Below are 20,370 nucleotides of genomic sequence, written 5' to 3' on the forward strand. Positions count from 1 at the left end.
GGGATAAAAAAAGGGCGCGGTATCTATACCACGCCCAAATTTGTTATTTAGACTTCTTCAGGTGGCTCATCAAGCGCTTACGCTTGCGCATCTGGTTCGGCGTCAAGGTATTGCGCTTGCCAGCAAACGGGTTCTCACCCTCTTTGAACTGAATGCGGATCGGCGTGCCCATCACCTTCAGTGAACGGCGGAAATAGTTCATCAGGTAACGTTTGTAGGAGTCGGCCAGATCGGACACCTGGTTACCGTGGATCACCACGATAGGCGGGTTATAACCCCCGGCGTGCGCGTATTTCAGCTTCACGCGGCGGCCACGCACCAACGGCGGCTGATGATCTTCGGCAGCCATCTGCATGATCTTGGTCAGCATCGAGGTGTTAACACGACGGGTAGCACACTCGTAGGCTTCCTGGACGGATTCAAACAGGTTGCCCACGCCGCTGCCGTGCAACGCGGAGATAAAGTGCACGCGCGCGAAATCGACAAAGCCCAGGCGCAGATCGAGCATCTCTTTGACGTGATCGCGATCTTCCTCGCTCATGCCGTCCCACTTGTTGACCGCAATCACCAGTGAGCGCCCACTATTGAGGATGAAGCCCAGCAGCGACAGATCCTGATCGGAAATACCTTCACGGGCGTCGATCACCAGCAACACGACGTTGGCATCTTCGATCGCCTGCAGCGTTTTGATCACCGAGAATTTCTCGACGGTTTCGGTAACCTTGCCGCGCTTGCGCACCCCGGCGGTGTCGATCAGCACGTATTCACGCTCGTCACGCACCATCGGGATGTAAATGCTGTCGCGAGTGGTGCCTGGCATATCAAATACCACCACGCGCTCTTCGCCGAGGATTCGGTTAGTGAGCGTCGACTTACCTACGTTAGGACGGCCAACGATCGCCAGCTTGATCGGAAGATCCTGCGGGTTGAAGTCGTCTTCCGGATCTTCATATTCGCCTTCTTCCAGCTCACCGCTCTGCTCAGCCCAATAGGCGGCATTGGCTTCTTCTTCGGTCAGCTCGACTTCTTCCGGTTTGGCCGGGATGAACGGCACCAGCACGTGCTCAATCAGCTGGGTGACGCCACGACCATGGGAAGCGGCGATCGCGTAGACGTCGCCCAGGCCCAGTGAATAGAAATCCGCCGTCGCCGTGTCTGGATCCATGCCATCGGTTTTGTTGGCAACCAGGAACGTTGCCTTCTGGCGATTACGCAGGTGCTGGGCAATCCCCTGATCGGCAGGCATCAGCCCGGCACGGGCATCGACCATAAACAGCACGATATCGGCCTCTTCGATCGCCAGCAGCGACTGGCCAGCCATACGGGTTTCAACGCCGTCTTCGGTGCCATCAATACCGCCGGTATCGACGATAATAAATTCGTTACCCTCAACTTCAGCACGACCATATTTGCGGTCTCGCGTTAGCCCGGGGAAATCCGCCACCAACGCATCGCGTGTCTGTGTTAAACGGTTAAACAAGGTGGATTTACCCACATTCGGGCGCCCGACCAGCGCAACGACAGGTATCATGTTGAAGCCTCATTACTTAATAATCAATGCGTTACTATGCAGAGCAATAGACAGCAGCGGCATAGCTTAAAAATACGAAACGGCCCCTGACGTCAGGAGCCGTTATCCCGTTAATCTAACAGGCTACATAGCCTGTTATTTTGTTGGGGTTAAAACTGTTAGCGAGTGAAGGCGTAAACCTTGCCGCCACGCGCCTGGATCAGCAGCTTGTCACCGGCCACAATCGGCGCGGACAGGAAGCCGGAGCTATCCACTTTTTGCTGAGCCACAAAGCGACCATCGGTGGTATTGATCCAGTGCAGATAACCTTCGGCATCGCCGACAACCAGGTAACCGTTATACAGCGTTGGCGCGGTCAGGTTGCGGTGCAGCAAATCGCTCTGACGCCACAGGTTAACGCCACCTTCGGTATTCATCGCGACCACACGGTCATTCTGATCGACCACATAAATGCGGCCTGCATCGACGATAAAGTCGTTCACCGAACCCATATCACGTTTCCACATGATTTGACCGGAACGCAGATCCAGCGCCGCCATATTGCCATTGTAACCCAATGCATAGACCACGTTGTCAACAATCACCGGCGTAGTATCTACGTCGTTCAGGCGATCGATTTCGGTTGCACCGCTTGGCTGGGAAATACGCTGCTGCCAGATTAACTGACCCTGCTGCATCAACACGGCGCTGACGCGACCGTTGTCACCCCCAACCACTGCTGCACCAAAGGCCGTTGCCGGAGCAGACTCGCCACGCAGTGACAGTGAAGGGATATCCAGGTTGACCGTCCACTTGATGGCACCGTCAGACTCGTTCAACGCTTGCAGCTGGCCGTTGGTGGTATGGATCAGCACCAGACCCTCGGCAACCACTGGGCGGGAAATCGCTTCCCCTGCCACTTTGGTTTGCCAGGCGACTTTACCGTCTTCAGTGTTCAGCGCATAAACCACCGCTTTTTCACTGCCAACGTAGACGTTAGAACCAGACACCGTCAGACCGCCAGACAGCAGCGCAGGCAGGTTGCTGGAGAAGAAGCCGGTTCTCTCGGAGAGATCGGCTTTCCATTTTTCTTTACCGTCCGCCAAATCCATCGCTTTCACCGTACCGCGACGATCGGCAGCATACACGGTGCTGTCCTGATAAGCCGGGCGCAGGTGAGAGTAATACTCACCAATACCATCACCGACTGACGTGCTCCACGCTTTGTTCGGCGTGAACTGATTTTCAACCTTTGGCAGCGGCGACATGGTAACCACGTCTTCTTCGCCACTAAACAGCGAACAACCACTCAGCAAAGTAACGGAAACCAGTCCGACCAAGAGTGTTTTACGCAATTGCATGGGAATTCCCCTTAGCTGGACAAGTTATTCAATTTCATGCGCATTACTGCCGCAAGCGCCTGAGAAGCATTGGATTCGATGCCTTTGCTGTAAGCTTCGCGCGCGCCTTTGGTATCGCCTTTAGCCAACAGCACGTCACCGCGTACATCTTGCATCATTGCCATCCAACCTTCGCCTTTCACGCCATCCAGCGTTTTCAGCGCTTCATCCAGCTTCTTCTCTTGCATCTGAACACGCGCCAGACGCAGGTTGACCATGGCCAGCAGGTTTTCATCTTTGGCCTGGCTCTGAGCCACGATCAGTTGCTGTTCTGCCTTGGCGAAATCACCTTGCTCAGCAAAGTGTTTAGCCAGATCCAAAGCCGCAAATACGCCATAGGTATTGCTGTTTGCCTGGATAAATTTCTCTGCCGCAGCCACGTCTTCGGCTTTACCCGATGCCAAGGCAGCGCTAGCCTGTTGATAAGACTGTGAGGCAGCCATCATGCTGGAGGTCTGGTTGCTCTGCCAGTAGCGCCAACCAACCAGGGCACCAATACCGAGCACCACACCCACAACCAAAGCTTTACCGTTTTCGGCAAAAAAGTTGCGCACGGCGTCAAGCTGTTCGTTTTCAGTGGTATAGACTTCCACGGTGTCCTTCTCCTTAACCTAACATCAAAGCCAGACGCGCAGCGATTTCGCTTTGCGCCAGCGTTTCTTGTTCACCACTGCGCAGGTCTTTCACTACCACCTGCTGTGCCGCGACTTCGTTTTCACCCAGGATCAGGGCGATACGCGCGCCCCATTTATCCGCACGGGTGATCTGCTTTTTAAAGTTGCCGCCGCCATAGTTGGTCATCAATTTAATCTGTGGCGCAGCATCACGAACCTGCTCTGCCAGCAACATGGCCGCACTCTGGGTACCTTCACCGCTCGATATGACGTACACGTCGATGGTGGCCGGTGCCTTGAAGTCCGGATTAACCGCCTGAACCAGCAGCACCAAACGCTCCAGCCCCATGGCAAAACCGACGCCAGGGGTCGCCCGCCCACCCAGTTGCTCAACCAGGCCGTCGTAACGGCCGCCGGCACATACGGTGCCCTGAGCGCCCAGGCTGGTGGTTACCCACTCAAACACCGTGCGGTTGTAATAATCCAGGCCGCGCACCAGGCGCTCGTTAACGGTATAGGGAATACCGGCCTGAGCTAGAAGTGCACACAGCCCGTCGAAGTGGGCTTTAGACTCTTCATCCAGATATTCGGAAAGACGTGGCGCATCGTTGAGCAAGGTCTGCACTTCTGGATTTTTAGAATCCAGCACGCGCAGCGGGTTGCTGTACATGCGGCGCTTGCAGTCTTCGTCGAGCTTTTCCTGATGCTGTTCCAGGAAAGCCACCAGGGCGTCACGATAGTTGGCGCGAGCTTCCAGTGAACCGATGGAGTTCAATTCCAGATTGACGTGCTCAGCAATCCCCAGCGCTTTCCACCAGCGGGCGGTCAGCAGGATCAGTTCGGCGTCGATATCCGGGCCTTGCAGGCCAAATACCTCGGCCCCTAACTGATGGAACTGGCGGTAACGGCCTTTTTGCGGACGTTCGTAACGGAACATCGGGCCGATATACCACAGACGCTGCTCCTGATTGTACAGCAGACCATGTTCGATACCGGCGCGTACGCAGCCAGCCGTCCCTTCAGGGCGCAGCGTCAGGCTTTCGCCGTTACGGTCCTCGAAGGTATACATTTCTTTTTCCACGACGTCGGTCACTTCACCGATGGCGCGTTTAAATAACGGGGTCTGCTCTACAATCGGCAACCGGATTTCGCTATACCCGTAGCCGCTCAGCACCTGCTTGAGGGTGCCTTCAATGCGTTGCCACAGTGCCGTTTCTTCCGGCAGGTAATCGTTCATGCCGCGAATGGCTTGAATGTTTTTTGCCACGTGAGTTCTCTGTCCGTTTATAGAAAATGGATCCGATTATAGGGACTTTGCCACCCGCTATTCAACGCAGATGCGCAATCTAACCCTCGGATATTAATCAGCGAGCTACCGCCCGCTTTAGTTTACTCTTCCAGCAGGTTGATCGAAATACGCTTCGATTCGTCCATCATAGCGGCCTTGGCCCGGATCTTCGCTTCCAACTGGTCGATCATCTGTTCGTTATCGAAGCGGTCTTTCTGGCGCACACCGTCTTCGTAGAAACCGCTCTTCTTGTGCCCGCCGGTCACCCCTATGGTGGACACCAGCGCTTCACCCGGCCCGTTCACCACACAACCGATAATGGACACGTCCATTGGAGTGATAAGGTCTTCCAGCCGTTGTTCCAACGCATTGACGGTGCCAATGACGTCAAACTCCTGACGGGAACAGGTTGGGCAGGCAATGAAGTTGATGCCACGAGCGCGGATGCGCAGCGACTTCAGGATATCAAAGCCCACTTTTACTTCTTCGACCGGATCCGCCGCCAGCGAAATGCGCAGCGTATCGCCGATGCCTTCCGACAACAGCATGCCCAGGCCAATGGCTGATTTCACTGAGCCACTGCGTGCCCCGCCCGCCTCGGTGATACCAAGGTGTAAGGGTTGGTCAATACGGGCGGCCAACAGACGGTAGGACTGCACGGCCAGGAATACATCGGAAGCTTTTACGCTTACCTTGAACTGGTCAAAGTTGAGGCGGTCCAGAATATCCACGTGACGCATGGCGGATTCCAGCAGCGCTTCCGGCGTAGGTTCACCGTACTTTTCCTGAATATCTTTTTCCAGCGAGCCGCCGTTAACGCCGATGCGGATCGGGATGTTCTTGTCACGCGCACAGTCAACCACTGAACGAATACGTGATTCGTTACCGATGTTACCTGGGTTGATACGCAGACAGTCAACGCCGTATTCGGCAACCTGCAGCGCAATGCGGTAATCGAAATGGATATCGGCCACCAGCGGTACGTTGACCTGCTGCTTGATCAGCCGAAACGCCTCGGCGGCGTCCATGGTGGGAACGGAAACGCGGACGATATCGACCCCCACGCGCTCCAAAGCCCGGATCTGGTTAACCGTCGCTTCAACATCGGTGGTACGGGTGTTGGTCATCGATTGCACAGCAATCGGCGCTCCATCGCCAATAGGCACGTTACCGACGTAAATACGGGTGGATTTGCGGCGATTAATGGGAGCTTGGTTATGCATCAGTTACTCTCCACTGCTGCTCTTTTATTACGACAAAAGCCGCGCAATTACTGCGCGGCAACGGTCAAACGAGCAACACGGTTTGACTTGACAAACCGGCTTAAATCGACCGGTTTACCCTGGAATTGAACTTGTACCGAGGCCGGTGCACCAAGGGTCAGTTTAAACGGAGCCTTGCCAGCCAGATTCAGCCGAGAACCGCTTTTCTGGATGCCGCTAACCAGGGATTTACCCGTCGCGTCAACCACTTGCACCCAGCAATCGCCGGAAAAATCCATCACCAGCCCGTTGGCGTCAGCCTCTGGAGCACTGACAGCTGCGGCACCGGTAGGCAACTGAGCCTGGGCGGTTGGTGCGATAGCTGTCGCATCTGGGATAGTGGCCTGGCTTGGTGCTACCACCGCGGGCTGCTGAGCCGCCTGCGGATCAAGCACGGCCGGAACCTGTTGAGCCGCTGTATTATTGGCTGACGGCGCAGGGCTGCTGTCTGGATCGACCGCAGAAGCGCCGTTATCCACGTTACCGTCGGTTAACGGAACGGGTTGACCTTCGCCGTGTTGAGAAAGCTGTGCAGAAGATTGATCCGCCATCGTGGCGATCTCCTCCTGCTGCGCCTTGTGGTTTTGCCACCACCAGGCACCGGTCAAGCCGATGACCACAAACACAATCAGCCAGGTAAAGCTCATCAGCCAGCCATCACGCTTTTTACGGCGCTTGCCCAAAGAGAAGCTCTGCATCTGAGCCACTTTGGCCACTCTTACCGGTGCTTGTTTTTCCAGCATCGGCAACAGCTCTTCTTCTGGCAAATGCACCAGCTTGGCATAAGAACGGATATAACCACGCACAAACGTTGAAGCCAGATCGGCAGACATGTTGTCGTCTTCAATGTCGCGCACGGTAGACATTTTTAGGCACAGGCGTTCTGCCACGGCCTGTTGACTCAGCCCGAGTTGTTCACGAGCCTGGCGCAGGCGTTGACCTGTTGTCATAGTTACGGTTTTATCTTGGGATTCTTCAGTATTCATTAGCTAAGAACTGCTGGTACTGTTTGGATTGTGGAAAACTTCGCGCTAGCTGTTTGCCATAGCGTTGAACGCTATCCTGACGGCCTGCTAACGCGGCGAAACGAATCTGTAACCATAGACTGTCAGCACTCGCCGGCAGAACATGTTGATAACTGTCCAATAAAAGTTGCGACTGTGCGCGCTTCCCTTCTCCAAATTGCTTTTCTGCCTCCGCGAGCAGCGGAGCCCCCTTGTCCGGATCGATCTTCAGCGCCCGCGTTAATAACTTGCGAGCTTCATCATTTTGACCGGCCTTGAGGAAACAGTAACCTGCGTTTTGCAGACTGTCGGCAACCTGACCATATTCTGGCGCCAGTGCCGCAGCGCTAAACTGCTGTTGGGCCGGTACATACTGCCCTAAACTACAGAGAAACGCACCGTAATTATTCATAACGGTACCGTTACCTGGCGCAAGTTTGAGCGCTAGCTGATAACGCTGTTCAGCAGCGGCGTTATCGCCGATCTGCTGGTTATAGAGTGCCATGCCCAATTGGGTGCGATAATCCTGTGGGGCCGCATCGACCGCTTTTTGCAGATTCTGCCTGGCTGCCGGTAGATCGCCCTGGTGCAGATACTCCAGGCCCAGTTGCAACCGGGTCTGGCCTGCCGCCACCGCAGGCCCGTCGTTATCGGGTTGCGATCCGGAACAGCCTGCCAGCAAACTGGCCGCCAATAATACACCCCACAGTTTCAGCTTCATGCTTGCACTCATTTCCTTATCCGATGTTAACCGATCGCCTGGAGGATTGCTGCTCACATAACAGGCTGTTAGATAACAAAAAAATCATGCTATAGGATTCAGACCGCACGTACGCTGATAGGTTCCCCGGCCATTTTCTTTTTCAGGGTACGCTTGGTACGGTCGATCACCTCTCCCGCCAACTGCCCGCAGGCGGCATCGATGTCATCACCACGGGTTTTACGAACAATAGTCGTAAAGCCGTATTCCATCAACACCTTGGAGAAACGGTCGACGCGGCTGTTGGAGCTGCGGCCATAAGGTGCGCCTGGGAACGGGTTCCATGGGATCAGGTTGATCTTGCACGGCGTGTCCTTCAGCACTTCGGCCAGCTGGTGCGCGTCGTCGGTGCTGTCGTTGATGTGATCCAGCATCACGTACTCAACGGTGACCCGCCCCTGGTTAGCGTTGGATTTCTCCAGATAACGACGTACTGCCGCCAGGAAGGTCTCAATATTGTATTTGCGGTTGATCGGCACGATCTCGTCGCGGATCTTGTCGTTTGGCGCATGCAGCGAAATGGCCAGGGCCACATCGATCATATCGCCCAGTTTGTCCAGAGCGGGCACGACACCAGAAGTAGACAGGGTAACGCGGCGCTTGGACAGACCAAAACCAAAGTCGTCCAGCATGATTTCCATCGCTGGCACCACGTTGGTCAGGTTAAGCAGCGGCTCACCCATGCCCATCATCACCACGTTGGTGATCGGACGCTGGCCGGTAACCTTGATGGCACCGAGGATCTTGGCGGCACGCCAGACCTGACCGATGATTTCCGACACGCGCAGGTTGCGGTTAAAACCCTGCTGAGCCGTGGAACAGAATTTGCACTCCAGTGCGCAGCCCACCTGGGAAGACACGCACAGGGTGGCACGATCGCCATCTGGGATATAGACGGTTTCGACCTGTTGATCGCCTACCGTGATGGCCCATTTGATGGTGCCATCCGCGGAACGTTGCTCCATGGCAACTTCCGGCGCGCGGATCTCCGCCACGCTCTGTAATTTATTGCGCAGCACCTTGTTGATATCGGTCATCTGCTCGAAATCATCGCAGCAGTAGTGATACATCCACTTCATCACCTGATCGGCGCGGAAAGGCTTCTCACCCATTTTGGCGAAAAACTCGCGCAATTGCTGACGGTTCAAATCCAGCAGGTTGATTTTGGCCGTAGCCGGTTGTTCCGTTTGCACGGTCAGGGAATTATTTTCAGACAAGGTATGCTCAGGCGTGATGGGTTCTAACATAATGATCTCTTAGCCTCGTTGTTACACGTTATGGCTTGAAGGAGTGGGTAAGGGCGCTGCATGCTGCGCCATGTTCTCTTTGGCGAACGATTCGCCGCCGCCAGCTTTGCAAGACTAACGGGAAAAAACACGCCCCAGGCAAGATGACTCACCAGGGGCGCGGCATTGTACAAATTTTAGTAGCGGGTTTCCACGTCTGAACGGCTTTCACGGCATTTTTATTGTATCTGCCGGTAAATAGCCGGATTCAGCAGAAAACGACCACCATTAACGCGCGCAGATTTCGCTTTCGTTGAAGAAATAAGCGATTTCACGCTGGGCAGATTCTACTGCGTCTGAACCGTGTACGGCGTTGGCAGTGAAGCTGTCGGCATAGTCAGCACGCAGGGTGCCAGCCAATGCATTGTCCGGGTTGGTCGCGCCCATGATGTCACGGTTACGCTGTACGGCGTTTTCGGCTTCGAGAACCTGCACCACGATCGGGCCAGAGGTCATGAACTCAACCAGACCGTCGAAGAAAGGACGGCCTTTGTGCTCAGCGTAGAAGCCTTCGGCTTGTTCGCGAGTCAGACGCAACATTTTAGCTGCGATGATTTTGAAACCCGCGCGCTCGAAACGGGCATAGATAGCGCCGATGTCGTTGTTAGCTACTGCGTTTGGTTTAATGATGGAAAAGGTACGTTCTACGGTCATGATGGCCTCTATTATGTCTTCCAAAACAGGCCGGGCGAAAAGTGGGGTGCCGGCCTTTCAAGTGGCGCAGATTATATGTGCGCTGTTAACGCTTGCCTACGGGAAAATCAACATTTCATTAAAAAAAAATTATCTTAATCCTCGATATTCAGCGACAACGCAACACTCCCCCCGGCTGGCTTACTGAGTTTTATCGGTTGATGGGATGATATTGCGCAGCCAGCTGCCCCAGCGACGCTGGTAAAACGCCTGGGTATGGGTGATCAGATAGTGGCTCACGCCGCGCGCATTTTCTTCCACCAGGCAAAAATCGACTGGCTCATCGTTTGGCGCGGTTTCGCTGGCCACCATACCGGCTTCGCTGATCAGGGCTTCAATCTCAGCTTCATCACCATCGACTTCCAGGCCAACCAGCAGGTTCGGCTTCTCGTCTACGGCGCGGTCATGCATCAGCGCCAGGAAAGCGCGGCGTACCGGTTTACGCTGGCTGAACAGGGTTGTCAGCGCATCGACCATCGCCGCCGGATACTCTTCCGGTTGCCCCAACAGTAACTGGGTTTCGGTATCGATATAGCGCTCTGCCGGTTTCACTACGCCGCCGGTAGCCAATAGCATGGCGATCTCGGCTGGCAGGAATTCTTTGCCGTGGGTGCCTTTAGGGTTGAGAAACAGTTCGGCCCCCTGGGTGATCTCAAACAGCACGCGGGTAGGCATGGCGATAAAGGGTTGTTCATCCTCCACCGCTTTTTGCAGTGCTTCCAACGAGGTGAAGAAAGGCACCACGCTGCTGCCATCCTGCTTTTCCCAGTGCTGAATGTTCACCGGTGTCTCAGCATTCAGCGTAATTTCACCGTCGTGCGGCACCTGCTCGCTGTCACCCAGAATGTAGACCGTGGCATCCAGCAGTTCGCGGAAAAACGCCGGCCGATGTGCCGGTTCCGAGGCCGCCAGTCTCAGCAGACGCTCAAGCTCATTTTCGCCAGAAACGGCGTCCTCATCATGATGATGGTGGGAACTCATTGCCGACTCCTCCAATGTATTAAGGGCTCAGCAAGCTGAACCCTTGGGAAAATACTTTATCAATTAAACGGCCTGGCAGAACCGAGGTGTGAAGTTTTCCGGCTTCGGTGCTATTCCCCTCACCCTAACCCTCTCCCCAAGGAGAGGGAACCGTCCGTGCCACATATTAGCCTTTGTACCTGACTACAACACCGATCCAACACCCTCTCCCCAAGGAGAGGGAACCGTCTGTGCCATATAGTAACTTTTGTACCTGACCACAACACCGATCCAGCCCCTCTCCCCAAGGAGAGGGAACCGTCTGTGCCATATAGTAACTTTTGTACCTGACTACAACACCGATCCAGCACCCTCTCCCCAAGGAGAGGGAACCGTCTGTGCCATATAGTAACTTTTGTACCTGACCACAACACCGATCCAGCCCCCTCTCCCTGTGGGAGAGGGTTGGGGTGAGGGGCAGATACTGGTTACTTGGCTTTGCTCAGCAACAGGTTGGCCAGCGTACGCACGCCCAGACCGGTTGCGCCTGCTGACCATTGCTCCACCGCGCCTTTGCGATAGGTAGCAGAGCAGTCAATGTGCAGCCATCCCTTCTGGTAATTCTGCACAAAGTGCGACAGGAAGGCCGCTGCAGTGCTGGCACCGGCAGTATAAGCCGGGCCGGCAACGTTGTTCAATTCCGCAAAATTTGACGGCAGTTGGCTGCGGTGGAATTCCGCCAGCGGCAAGCGCCAGAACGGTTCGTGCTCTTCATCCGCACTGGCCAGCAGTTCTTGCGCCAATGCATCGTCAAAGCTGAACAGCGCATGGTAATCATTACCCACCGCCGTTTTAGCCGCACCGGTCAAGGTCGCGCAGTCGATGATCAACTCAGGGTTTTGCGCACTGGCATCAATCAGGCCATCGGCCAGCACCAAACGCCCTTCCGCATCGGTATTCATCACTTCAACGGTTTTGCCGTTACGGTAGCGAATAATATCGCCCAGTTTAAAGGCGTTGCCGCTTACCATGTTATCCGCACAGCACAGGTACAGTTTGACGCGCTGCTGCAAGCCGCGGGTCACCGCCAAGGCCAATGCGCCAGTGATGGTCGCCGCGCCGCCCATGTCGGACTTCATCGAGTCCATAAATGCGCTTTGCTTGAGGCTGTAGCCGCCGGTGTCGAAGGTGATGCCTTTACCCACCAGGCAGGCAAACACCGGCGCGTCCGGATTGCCCGTCGGGTTAAAGTCCAACGCCAACAGCACTGGGGAACGATCGGAACCCCGGCCAACGGTATGAATACCGGCGTAGTTTTGCTCACGCAGATCTTCACCTTTGGTAATGCGGTAGTTGACGGCGTCGCAGCCGACAGCACACATCAGATCGACTGCGCGGGTAGCCAGTTGCTCTGGCCCCAGCTCTTCCGCTGGCATATTGATAGTGTCGCGCACCCAATCGATAATCTTCAGACGTTGCTGCAACTCTTGGCTTTCCGCTTCCGGCAGTTCAGCCCACTCGACGCTGCGCTGCCCTTTCGGCCCGCGATAACCCTGCCAAAATGCCCAGCTGTTTTCCAGGTCCCAGCCTTCCCCGGCCAGTTTCACTTTCTTGATGCCCTGGCCATCGATCCTGCGTGCCGCGCGCTGGATCATGCCCAGTTTGCCGGTAGCATTCAGATGGATGGTGATGCCTTGGTCATTGGTGCTCAGCAGCGCCTTCTCACCCCAGCGCGCATCGGCCGGTTGCTGGGATAGCGTGATCTGCATGATTTCGGTTGTCATAGCCTTACTCCGGAATTCCCCTCTTCACTGTATCAAGCGAAATTCATTGGGGATTTTTTATTGTATACCCTATGGATTTCAAGTCGGCCGTTCCTGCGCATCCATGCGCTCACGGCATTCGTACATCCCTGTACAGCACAGCTAGGCAATAAAGTAACAACGCTGCAGCTTGAAAGACGACGGGTATTTCGGATACAAAATAAACGGGCTGCCCTTGGCAGCCCGTTATGCTATTTACTCTGCTTCATCTAACCAGACCAGCAGGATCGCTTCCAGTATTTTTTCATTGGAAGCCTGCGGATCGTCTGCAAACTCTTCCAGATCGCAGATCCACTGGTGCATATCGGTAAAACGCACGGTTTTCGGATCGGTATCTGGGTAGGCATCGTACAGGGCCTCGCCGATTTCGCGGCTGTCTGTCCACTTCAGTCCCATTATTCTCTCCTAGTGTTCACGCGCGTGGTTAACGGTATAACGCGGCATTTCGACGACCAGATCTTCATCGGTCACCAGTGCCTGGCAGCTCAAACGGCTTTCCGGCTCCAGCCCCCAGGCTTTGTCCAGCATGTCGTCTTCCAGCTCGCTGCTTTCGGCCAGGGAATCAAACCCTTCGCGCACGATGCAGTGGCAGGTGGTACAAGCGCAGGATTTCTCACAGGCATGTTCAATTTCAATACCGTTACGCAGTGCGACATTGAGGATGGTTTCCCCAACTTCCGCTTCCAGTACTGCCCCCTCCGGGCATAGATCTTGATGGGGCAGGAATACAATTTTCGGCATGGTTAAACCTCATCCACAGAATGGCCAGCCAGCGCACGGCGAATGGAAGCATCCATGCGGCGCGCGGCAAAATCTTGGGTTGTTGCATCGACTGTTTTTATCGCGGCCTCGATCGCAGCAGGATCGGAGCCTTGCATCACTTGCTGAAGCTCTGCCACCGCACTGTTGATGGCTTGGCTTTCTTCGTCCCTCAGCAGGGCTGCATCACTCGCCAGCGCACCTTGCAGGCTTTCCAGCACGCGGGAGGCTTCTACCCGCTGCTCTGCCAGCTTACGAGCACCGACATCGCTTTGCGCATTGGCCATGGAGTCCTTCAGCATGCCGGCAATTTCGGCATCGGACAGGCCATACGAAGGCTTCACCTGAATTGAGGCTTCGACACCTGTGGATTTCTCCATCGCCGTCACGCTCAACAGGCCATCGGCATCCACCTGGAAGGTCACACGGATATGCGCCCCACCGGCAGGCAACGGCGGCAAACCACGCAGCGTAAAGCGCGCCAGTGAACGGCAGTCTTGCACCAGTTCACGCTCGCCTTGCAGCACGTGGATCATCATCGCGCTCTGGCCGTCTTTAAAGGTGGTGAACTCCTGCGCACGCGCCACCGGAATAGTGGTATTACGAGGAATAACCTTCTCGACCAGACCGCCCATGGTTTCCAGGCCAAGCGACAGTGGGATCACATCCAGCAGCAGCATTTCGCTGTCTGGCTTGTTGCCCACCAGGATATCCGCCTGAATAGCGGCACCGATCGCCACGACTTTGTCGGGATCGATCGACGTCAGCGGGGTACGGCCAAAGAACTCGCCAACCTGCTCGCGCACCAATGGCACACGGGTAGAGCCGCCAACCATCACCACTTCCAGTACCTCTTCGGCACTGACGGCGGCATCTTTCAACGCGCGACGGCAGGCCATCAGGGTGCGTTTGACCAGTGAAGCAATCAGGGTTTCGAACTGCTCGCGGGTCACTTCACCCTGCCAGCCAGCGATATCCACCGTGGTACTCTGAGCATCGCTCAGGGCGATTTTAACCGCAATCGCCGCGTCCAGTAATTGGCGTTGCAGGCCATGATCGCTGCGATCGCTGATGCCTGCCTGCTCACGCAGCCAGTCCGCCAGCAGATGATCGAAATCATCGCCCCCCAGCGCAGAATCACCGCCGGTAGCCAGCACTTCGAACACGCCACGGCTCAGGCGTAAAATAGAAATATCAAAGGTACCACCGCCCAGATCGTAAACGGCGATCACCCCTTCCTGACCCGAATCCAATCCGTAGGCGATAGCCGCAGCGGTCGGTTCGTTCAACAGACGCAGCACATGCAGGCCAGCCAGACGCGCAGCGTCTTTGGTGCCTTGCCGTTGAGCATCGTCGAAATAGGCAGGTACGGTGATAACCACGCCATCCAGTTCACCTTCCAGCGCCGCTTTAGCGCGGGCAGCCAGTGCCTTGAGGATGTCGGCAGAAACGCCAACCGGGTTAACCAGCCCTGCGGCGGTCACGATCATCGGCAGGCCGTTATCGCTGGCCTGGAACTGGTACGGTAGGTTCGGGTAGCGTTGTTGCACGTCTGCCAACGAGCGGCCCATCATGCGTTTGACGGAGCTTACCGTATTGACCGGATCTTGTGCCGCCTGTGCACGAGCGCTCCAGCCCACCTGGTGTTCAGTGGCCTGATAATGCACTACTGAAGGCAGCAGATAGCGCCCTTCAATGTCGGCCAGCGTCTCGGCTTGACCGCTACGCACCGTAGCCACCAGCGAATTGGTGGTGCCCAGGTCGATACCGGCCGCCAGGCGGCGCTGATGCGGCGCAGCCGTGAGGCCAGGCTCACTAATTTGTAATAAGGCCATATACAAAGCTTCCACAATCAATAATGTATCCCCGTCGTCTTTCAAGCTGCAGCGTTGTTGTTTTAACGCCTAGCTGTGCTGTACAGGGATGTACGAATGCCGTGAGCGCATGGATGCGCAAGAACGGCCAACTCGAAATCCATAGGGGAGTTTTAATCAAATCCCAGCAGTTTTTCTTCGAGTTGTTCAATCTGTTGCTGGAGTTTGTCCAAAAAGCGTAGCTTGCGCACGGTATCGGCAGCCTGTGACCATTGCTGGCCATCCAGTTCCTGCTCCATCTGCGCGCTACGTTGTTTGAAAGTCTGGTTCAGACGCCTGGCGAAAGCGGCCAACGCGTTTTGCGCATCTGGTGAGCGCTCGATGGCATCAAGCTCTTCACGCAACTCCAGCTGTTCCATCAGGAATGCGGTGTCGCGCATTGTATGTTGCTCATTGCCCAAATCAAAGCCGTGCAAAGATAACATATACTCGGCACGTTTTAACGGGTGCTTCAGCGACTGGTAGGCTTCATTGATGGTCGCCGCCTGCTGTAACGCCATCAGGCGTTCACGTTCAGGTTGGAGGGCATGACGATCGGGGTGAAATTGGCGCTGCAAATCTTGATAGCGTGAGGTAAGCAAGCTGCTGTCTACGCTATAGCGGACCGGCAACCCGAATAAAGTAAAGTAATCCATAGCGTGCTCGGGGCGTTATCGTGATGATTGAGGTTCCCCCGTGGGTCACGGGGGAGCACGATGGACTGTCAGACGTTAAAGCTTTCGCCGCAGCCGCACTCGCTTGAGACGTTCGGGTTGTTGAACTTGAAGCCTTCGTTCAGACCTTCCTTGACGAAATCAAGCTCGGTGCCGTCCAGATAGACCAGGCTCTTGCCGTCAATGATCACCTTGACGCCTTTGTCTTCAAAAACGATATCATCGTCGTTCTTTTCATCAACAAATTCGAGCACATACGCCATTCCTGAACAGCCGGAAGTGCGCACGCCCAGACGCAGGCCGAGACCTTTGCCACGGTGATCCAAAAATGCCTGAACCCGCTTTGCGGCGCTGTCGCTCATGGTAATCGACATAACAACCTCTTCAATCTTAGCCCGCAAGGCGGGCTAGCTGACTCAATAATAACTACTTGGCGCTGTGCTTGCTCTTGTAGTCGGCGATCGCTGCTTTAATGGCGTCTTCGGCCAGGATCGAGCAGTGAATTTTAACCGGAGGCAACTCCAGTTCTTCGGCGATCTGGGTATTTTTGATCGCTTCGGCCTGATCAAGAGACTTGCCTTTCATCCATTCGGTCACCAGCGAGCTGGAGGCGATGGCGGAACCGCAGCCGTAGGTTTTGAAACGGGCATCTTCGATAATGCCTTCGTTGTTGACCTTGATTTGCAGCTTCATTACGTCGCCACAGGCCGGTGCCCCAACCATACCGCTACCGACGGTAGGATCTTCGTTATCAAACGACCCTACGTTACGCGGGTTTTCATAATGATCGATTACTTTTTCGCTGTAAGCCATGACGTTGCTCCTGGATCCTGAGAATTAATGATGTGCCCATTCGATGCTGTTGATATCCACGCCCTGCTTGAACATGTCCCACAGAGGAGAGAGATCGCGCAGACGGCCAATGGATTTACGCACCAACGAAATGGTGTAATCGATCTCTTCTTCCGTGGTGAAACGCCCCAGGGAGAATCGGATCGAGCTGTGCGCTAACTCATCACTCATACCCAGTGCACGCAGCACGTAGGAGGGCTCAAGGCTGGCAGAGGTACAGGCAGAACCTGAAGAAACCGCCAGATCTTTCAACGCCATGATCAGCGACTCACCTTCAACATAGTTGAAGCTGACGTTGAGAATGTTCGGTGCACCGTGCTCCAGATCGCCGTTCAGATACACTTCTTCCATATCTTTCACGCCGTTCCACAGACGATCGCGCAGAGTACGCAAACGCGCCATTTCGCTCACCATTTCTTCTTTGGCGATACGATAGGCTTCACCCATGGCAACGATCTGATGCACTGGCAGAGTACCGGAACGCATACCGCGCTCATGACCACCACCGTGGATCTGGGCTTCGATGCGGATGCGCGGCTTACGCTGCACATACAGGGCACCAATGCCTTTCGGACCATAAATCTTGTGGCCGGAGAAGGACATCAGATCCACTTTCAGCTTGCTCAGATCGATGGGCAGTTTGCCAACGCTCTGGGTGGCATCGACGTGATAAATGATGCCACGCGCCCGGCACATTTCGCCGATGGCCGCGATATCCTGCACCACGCCAATTTCGTTATTCACGTGCATGATAGAAACCAGAATGGTGTCTTCACGCATCGCGGCTTCGAGCGCCTGGAGATCGATGATCCCGTTGCTCTGCGGTGCCAGATAGGTGACTTCAAACCCTTCGCGCTCAAGTTGGCGGCAGGTATCCAGCACGGCTTTATGTTCGGTTTTGCTGGTGATGATGTGCTTGCCTTTCTTCTGATAGAAGTTGGCAGCGCCTTTGATCGCCAGGTTATCGGATTCGGTGGCCCCAGAGGTGAACACGATCTCACGCGGGTCCGCGCCAACCAGTTCAGCGATCTGGTTACGGGCGATATCAACCGCCTCTTCCGCCTGCCAGCCGAAACGGTGGGAACGGGAGGCCGGGTTACCGAAAGTGCCATCCAGCGTCAAAAACTGCATCATCTTCTCGGCAACACGCGGGTCGACAGGAGTCGTGGCCGAGTAGTCCAGATAAATCGGTAATTTCATTGCTCTTGTACTCCGTACATCACTTCCAAAAACCAATAAATTAGTCGCCAGCTGCTTATGCGCGCAGATTAACGTTGATCGTTTCTTGCAGACGACCGTTGGCCGTGCGGCGCGTATCGTTATTTTGGCGGTCAGCCACGTCCAGCACTTCCTGGTTGTTCACCAGTTCTGCCAGCGTAATATTGTTCAAGAACCCGCTGATGCGCTCGCTCAGATCGCGCCACAGCGTATGGGTCAGGCAACGATCGCCGCCCTGGCAGCCTTCTTTACCCTGGCAACGGGTGGCGTCTACCGATTCGTCAACGGCAGTGATCACTGCACCAACGGCGATGGCATTCGCGTCTTTGCCCAACAGGTAACCACCGCCCGGCCCACGTACGCTGGCCACCAGGCCGTTCTTACGCAGACGGGAAAACAGTTGTTCCAGATAAGAGAGCGAAATACCTTGGCGTTCGGAAATATCCGCCAGTGGTACCGGCCCTTCCTGGGAGTGTAATGCCACGTCGAGCATGGCAGTTACTGCATAACGGCCTTTGGATGTCAGTCTCATAGCTAATTGGTTACCTGTTGGTCAAACATGGGCCAAATTCTGACATTCCCGAGTAAATCAGTCAACTATTTAACCTACTAATTTACTCAAGTATTCGCACTTTTTGTGCGTCTGGCTTTCCGAGGTAAATAAAATACACCTTATAACCCCCGGATAAGCAATACTATCTTGCGTAACTGCGAGTGACAGCAAAAATTAATGACCTTGCTGTTTATCCTGTTTCTCGATCGACGTCAGCATGCCACGCAAGATATTCAGCTCCTGCGCTTCCGGCCGTGCGCGTGCAAACAGACGGCGTAAACGGCTCATTACCTGCCCCGGATGGGCGGCGCGGATAAAGCCGGTCTGGACCAGCGTCTGCTCCAGATGCTGATAGAAGCGTTCAATGTCGTCCACCAGAGGATACGGCGACTCTTCCACCGGCGCGGCCTCCGCCTGCTGACGATCGAGGAAGGCAACGCGCACTTCATACGCCAGGATTTGCACCGCCATAGCCAGATTCAGCGAGCTGTAATCCGGGTTGGCAGGAATGGCGACATGATAATGGCATTTCTGTAATTCGTCATTGGTTAACCCGACGCGTTCGCGGCCAAAAACCAGTGCAACCGGCCCCTGCTCGCCTTCCTGTACCGCACGTACACCGCATTCGCGCGGTTCCAGCATCGGCCAAGGTAAGGTACGTGAACGCGCGCTGGTGCCGACAACCAGGCGACAACCCGCAATGGCTTCATCAAAGGTATCGACAATGGTGGCGTTGCCAATCACATCGCTGGCCCCAGCGGCCAGGGCGATCGCCTGAGAATCAGGTTTCACCAGCGGATTGACCAGATAGAGGTTGGTTAACCCCATGGTTTTCATGGCTCGGGCGGTGGAGCCCATATTGCCAGTATGAGACGTCTCAACCAGAACAATGCGGATATTGTGCAGCATACAAACTCTGAGCGTTGCGGAAAATCGTAGCATCCTAACACAGTCGTAGGTATTTTGCCGAACACCTGCTATACTTCGCGCCGTTTCCTGTTCTTTAACATCCTGTGGAAGATACCCATGCATCCGATGCTGACTATCGCCGTGCGCGCTGCGCGCAAGGCTGGCAACCTGATTGCCAAAAATTACGAGACTCCAGACGCTGTAGAAGCGACTCAAAAAGGTTCTAACGACTTTGTCACTAACGTCGATCGCGAGGCTGAGCGTCTGATCATCGAAATCATCCGTAAATCTTACCCGAAACACACCGTCATTGGTGAAGAGTGCGGTGAGTTAACCGGTGAAGATCAGGATGTACAATGGGTGATTGATCCACTGGATGGCACTGCCAACTTCATCAAACGTTTACCTCACTTCTCTGTTTCCATCGCCGTACGCATTAAAGGCCGTACCGAAGTGGCCGTGGTTTACGATCCAATGCGCAACGAACTGTTCACCGCCACCCGTGGCCAGGGCGCACAGCTCAACGGTTACCGTCTGCGCGGTACCAACGCCAAAGATCTGGATGGCACCATCCTGGCCACCGGCTTCCCGTTCAAAGTCAAACAGCACGCACCAGCTTACATCAACATCCTGGGCAAACTGTTCACCCAATGTGCCGACTTCCGCCGTACCGGTTCCGCTGCGCTGGATCTGGCTTACGTGGCCGCTGGCCGCGTTGATGGGTTCTTTGAGATCGGCCTGAAGCCGTGGGACTTTGCTGCTGGCGAACTGCTGGTTCGTGAGTCTGGCGGTCTGGTTACCGACTTTGTTGGCGGCCACAACCACTACAGCTCTGGCAACGTGGTTGCCGGTAACCCACGCGTGGTGAAATCTCTGCTTGCCACTATGCGTGATGAACTGAGTGAAGCGCTGAAGCGTTAATCTCGGGGCGGCATCAGGCTACTGATGCCGC

21 protein-coding genes are annotated in these 20,370 nt (G+C 55.2%); 1 reads left to right on the forward strand and 20 read right to left on the reverse strand.

From position 1 onward, the window contains the following. Nucleotides 1-43 precede the first annotated feature (43 nt). The 20 genes from der to trmJ all read right to left on the reverse strand — a co-directional run bounded on the left by der (nucleotide 44) and on the right by trmJ (nucleotide 19,418). Nucleotides 44-1,531, reverse strand: a complete 1,488-nt coding sequence (gene der, locus ACRDCA_RS27535) for a ribosome biogenesis GTPase Der (protein ID WP_438692343.1) — start codon at nucleotides 1,529-1,531, stop codon at nucleotides 44-46. 158 nt (nucleotides 1,532-1,689) lie between these two features. Beyond that, nucleotides 1,690-2,871, reverse strand: coding sequence for an outer membrane protein assembly factor BamB (gene bamB / locus ACRDCA_RS27540; protein WP_438692344.1), 1,182 nt, complete (start codon nucleotides 2,869-2,871; stop codon nucleotides 1,690-1,692). An 11-nt stretch (nucleotides 2,872-2,882) separates the two neighbouring features. Then, nucleotides 2,883-3,503 carry a YfgM family protein gene (locus tag ACRDCA_RS27545; RefSeq protein WP_438692345.1) on the reverse strand — a complete coding sequence of 207 codons (621 nt, stop codon included), beginning with the start codon at nucleotides 3,501-3,503 and terminating at the stop codon, nucleotides 2,883-2,885. Nucleotides 3,504-3,516: 13 nt separating this feature from the next. Further along, the gene (gene hisS / locus ACRDCA_RS27550; RefSeq protein WP_025119795.1) at nucleotides 3,517-4,791 is read right to left on the reverse strand and encodes a histidine--tRNA ligase; all 1,275 of its coding nucleotides are present in this window, start codon (nucleotides 4,789-4,791) and stop codon (nucleotides 3,517-3,519) included. 122 nt (nucleotides 4,792-4,913) lie between these two features. Then, nucleotides 4,914-6,035: a flavodoxin-dependent (E)-4-hydroxy-3-methylbut-2-enyl-diphosphate synthase gene (gene ispG / locus ACRDCA_RS27555; RefSeq protein ID WP_025119796.1), complete on the reverse strand. Its 1,122-nt coding sequence runs from the start codon at nucleotides 6,033-6,035 to the stop codon at nucleotides 4,914-4,916. A gap of 47 nt (nucleotides 6,036-6,082) precedes the next feature. Then, on the reverse strand, nucleotides 6,083-7,060 hold the full coding sequence (gene rodZ, locus ACRDCA_RS27560) for a cytoskeleton protein RodZ (protein WP_438692346.1): 978 nt from the start codon (nucleotides 7,058-7,060) through the stop codon (nucleotides 6,083-6,085). Next, nucleotides 7,050-7,799, reverse strand: a complete 750-nt coding sequence (gene pilW, locus ACRDCA_RS27565) for a type IV pilus biogenesis/stability protein PilW (RefSeq protein ID WP_438692347.1) — start codon at nucleotides 7,797-7,799, stop codon at nucleotides 7,050-7,052. The genes rodZ and pilW overlap by 11 nt, the downstream gene beginning before the upstream one ends. Nucleotides 7,800-7,897: 98 nt before the next feature. Continuing rightward, the gene (locus ACRDCA_RS27570) at nucleotides 7,898-9,085 is read right to left on the reverse strand and encodes a bifunctional tRNA (adenosine(37)-C2)-methyltransferase TrmG/ribosomal RNA large subunit methyltransferase RlmN (protein WP_025119799.1); all 1,188 of its coding nucleotides are present in this window, start codon (nucleotides 9,083-9,085) and stop codon (nucleotides 7,898-7,900) included. Nucleotides 9,086-9,352: 267 nt separating this feature from the next. Further along, nucleotides 9,353-9,778, reverse strand: coding sequence for a nucleoside-diphosphate kinase (ndk, locus tag ACRDCA_RS27575; protein ID WP_025119800.1), 426 nt, complete (start codon nucleotides 9,776-9,778; stop codon nucleotides 9,353-9,355). Nucleotides 9,779-9,958: 180 nt separating this feature from the next. After that, entirely contained in the window at nucleotides 9,959-10,798 is an 840-nt protein-coding gene (gene sseB / locus ACRDCA_RS27580; protein ID WP_438692348.1) for an enhanced serine sensitivity protein SseB, read from the reverse strand. A 467-nt stretch (nucleotides 10,799-11,265) separates the two neighbouring features. Next, nucleotides 11,266-12,561: an aminopeptidase PepB gene (gene pepB / locus ACRDCA_RS27585; protein WP_438692349.1), complete on the reverse strand. Its 1,296-nt coding sequence runs from the start codon at nucleotides 12,559-12,561 to the stop codon at nucleotides 11,266-11,268. Nucleotides 12,562-12,795: 234 nt separating this feature from the next. Then, nucleotides 12,796-12,996, reverse strand: coding sequence for a Fe-S cluster assembly protein IscX (gene iscX, locus ACRDCA_RS27590; RefSeq protein WP_025119803.1), 201 nt, complete (start codon nucleotides 12,994-12,996; stop codon nucleotides 12,796-12,798). A gap of 9 nt (nucleotides 12,997-13,005) precedes the next feature. Next, nucleotides 13,006-13,341 carry an ISC system 2Fe-2S type ferredoxin gene (gene fdx / locus ACRDCA_RS27595; RefSeq protein ID WP_025119804.1) on the reverse strand — a complete coding sequence of 112 codons (336 nt, stop codon included), beginning with the start codon at nucleotides 13,339-13,341 and terminating at the stop codon, nucleotides 13,006-13,008. A gap of 2 nt (nucleotides 13,342-13,343) precedes the next feature. Further along, on the reverse strand, nucleotides 13,344-15,194 hold the full coding sequence (hscA, locus tag ACRDCA_RS27600) for a Fe-S protein assembly chaperone HscA (RefSeq protein WP_438692350.1): 1,851 nt from the start codon (nucleotides 15,192-15,194) through the stop codon (nucleotides 13,344-13,346). A gap of 152 nt (nucleotides 15,195-15,346) precedes the next feature. Next, the gene (gene hscB / locus ACRDCA_RS27605; RefSeq protein WP_438692351.1) at nucleotides 15,347-15,868 is read right to left on the reverse strand and encodes a co-chaperone HscB; all 522 of its coding nucleotides are present in this window, start codon (nucleotides 15,866-15,868) and stop codon (nucleotides 15,347-15,349) included. Between the two features lie 68 nt (nucleotides 15,869-15,936). Continuing rightward, the gene (iscA, locus tag ACRDCA_RS27610) at nucleotides 15,937-16,260 is read right to left on the reverse strand and encodes an iron-sulfur cluster assembly protein IscA (protein WP_438692352.1); all 324 of its coding nucleotides are present in this window, start codon (nucleotides 16,258-16,260) and stop codon (nucleotides 15,937-15,939) included. Between the two features lie 52 nt (nucleotides 16,261-16,312). Then, the gene (iscU, locus tag ACRDCA_RS27615; protein WP_004952090.1) at nucleotides 16,313-16,699 is read right to left on the reverse strand and encodes a Fe-S cluster assembly scaffold IscU; all 387 of its coding nucleotides are present in this window, start codon (nucleotides 16,697-16,699) and stop codon (nucleotides 16,313-16,315) included. A 24-nt stretch (nucleotides 16,700-16,723) separates the two neighbouring features. After that, the gene (locus tag ACRDCA_RS27620; RefSeq protein WP_438692353.1) at nucleotides 16,724-17,938 is read right to left on the reverse strand and encodes an IscS subfamily cysteine desulfurase; all 1,215 of its coding nucleotides are present in this window, start codon (nucleotides 17,936-17,938) and stop codon (nucleotides 16,724-16,726) included. Between the two features lie 55 nt (nucleotides 17,939-17,993). Then, on the reverse strand, nucleotides 17,994-18,488 hold the full coding sequence (iscR, locus tag ACRDCA_RS27625) for a Fe-S cluster assembly transcriptional regulator IscR (RefSeq protein WP_025119809.1): 495 nt from the start codon (nucleotides 18,486-18,488) through the stop codon (nucleotides 17,994-17,996). Nucleotides 18,489-18,683: 195 nt separating this feature from the next. Beyond that, a complete protein-coding gene (trmJ, locus tag ACRDCA_RS27630) occupies nucleotides 18,684-19,418 on the reverse strand; it encodes a tRNA (cytosine(32)/uridine(32)-2'-O)-methyltransferase TrmJ (RefSeq protein WP_438692354.1) in 735 nt (244 codons plus the stop codon). A gap of 117 nt (nucleotides 19,419-19,535) precedes the next feature. Here trmJ and suhB point away from each other — a divergent pair, with 117 nt between their 5' ends. After that, nucleotides 19,536-20,339 (forward strand): inositol-1-monophosphatase, encoded by an 804-nt coding sequence (suhB, locus tag ACRDCA_RS27635; protein WP_438692355.1) that lies wholly within the window; start codon nucleotides 19,536-19,538, stop codon nucleotides 20,337-20,339. Nucleotides 20,340-20,370 lie beyond the last annotated feature (31 nt).

This window comes from Serratia sp. (in: enterobacteria) (genome assembly GCF_051654945.1).
Classification (GTDB): domain Bacteria; phylum Pseudomonadota; class Gammaproteobacteria; order Enterobacterales; family Enterobacteriaceae; genus Chania.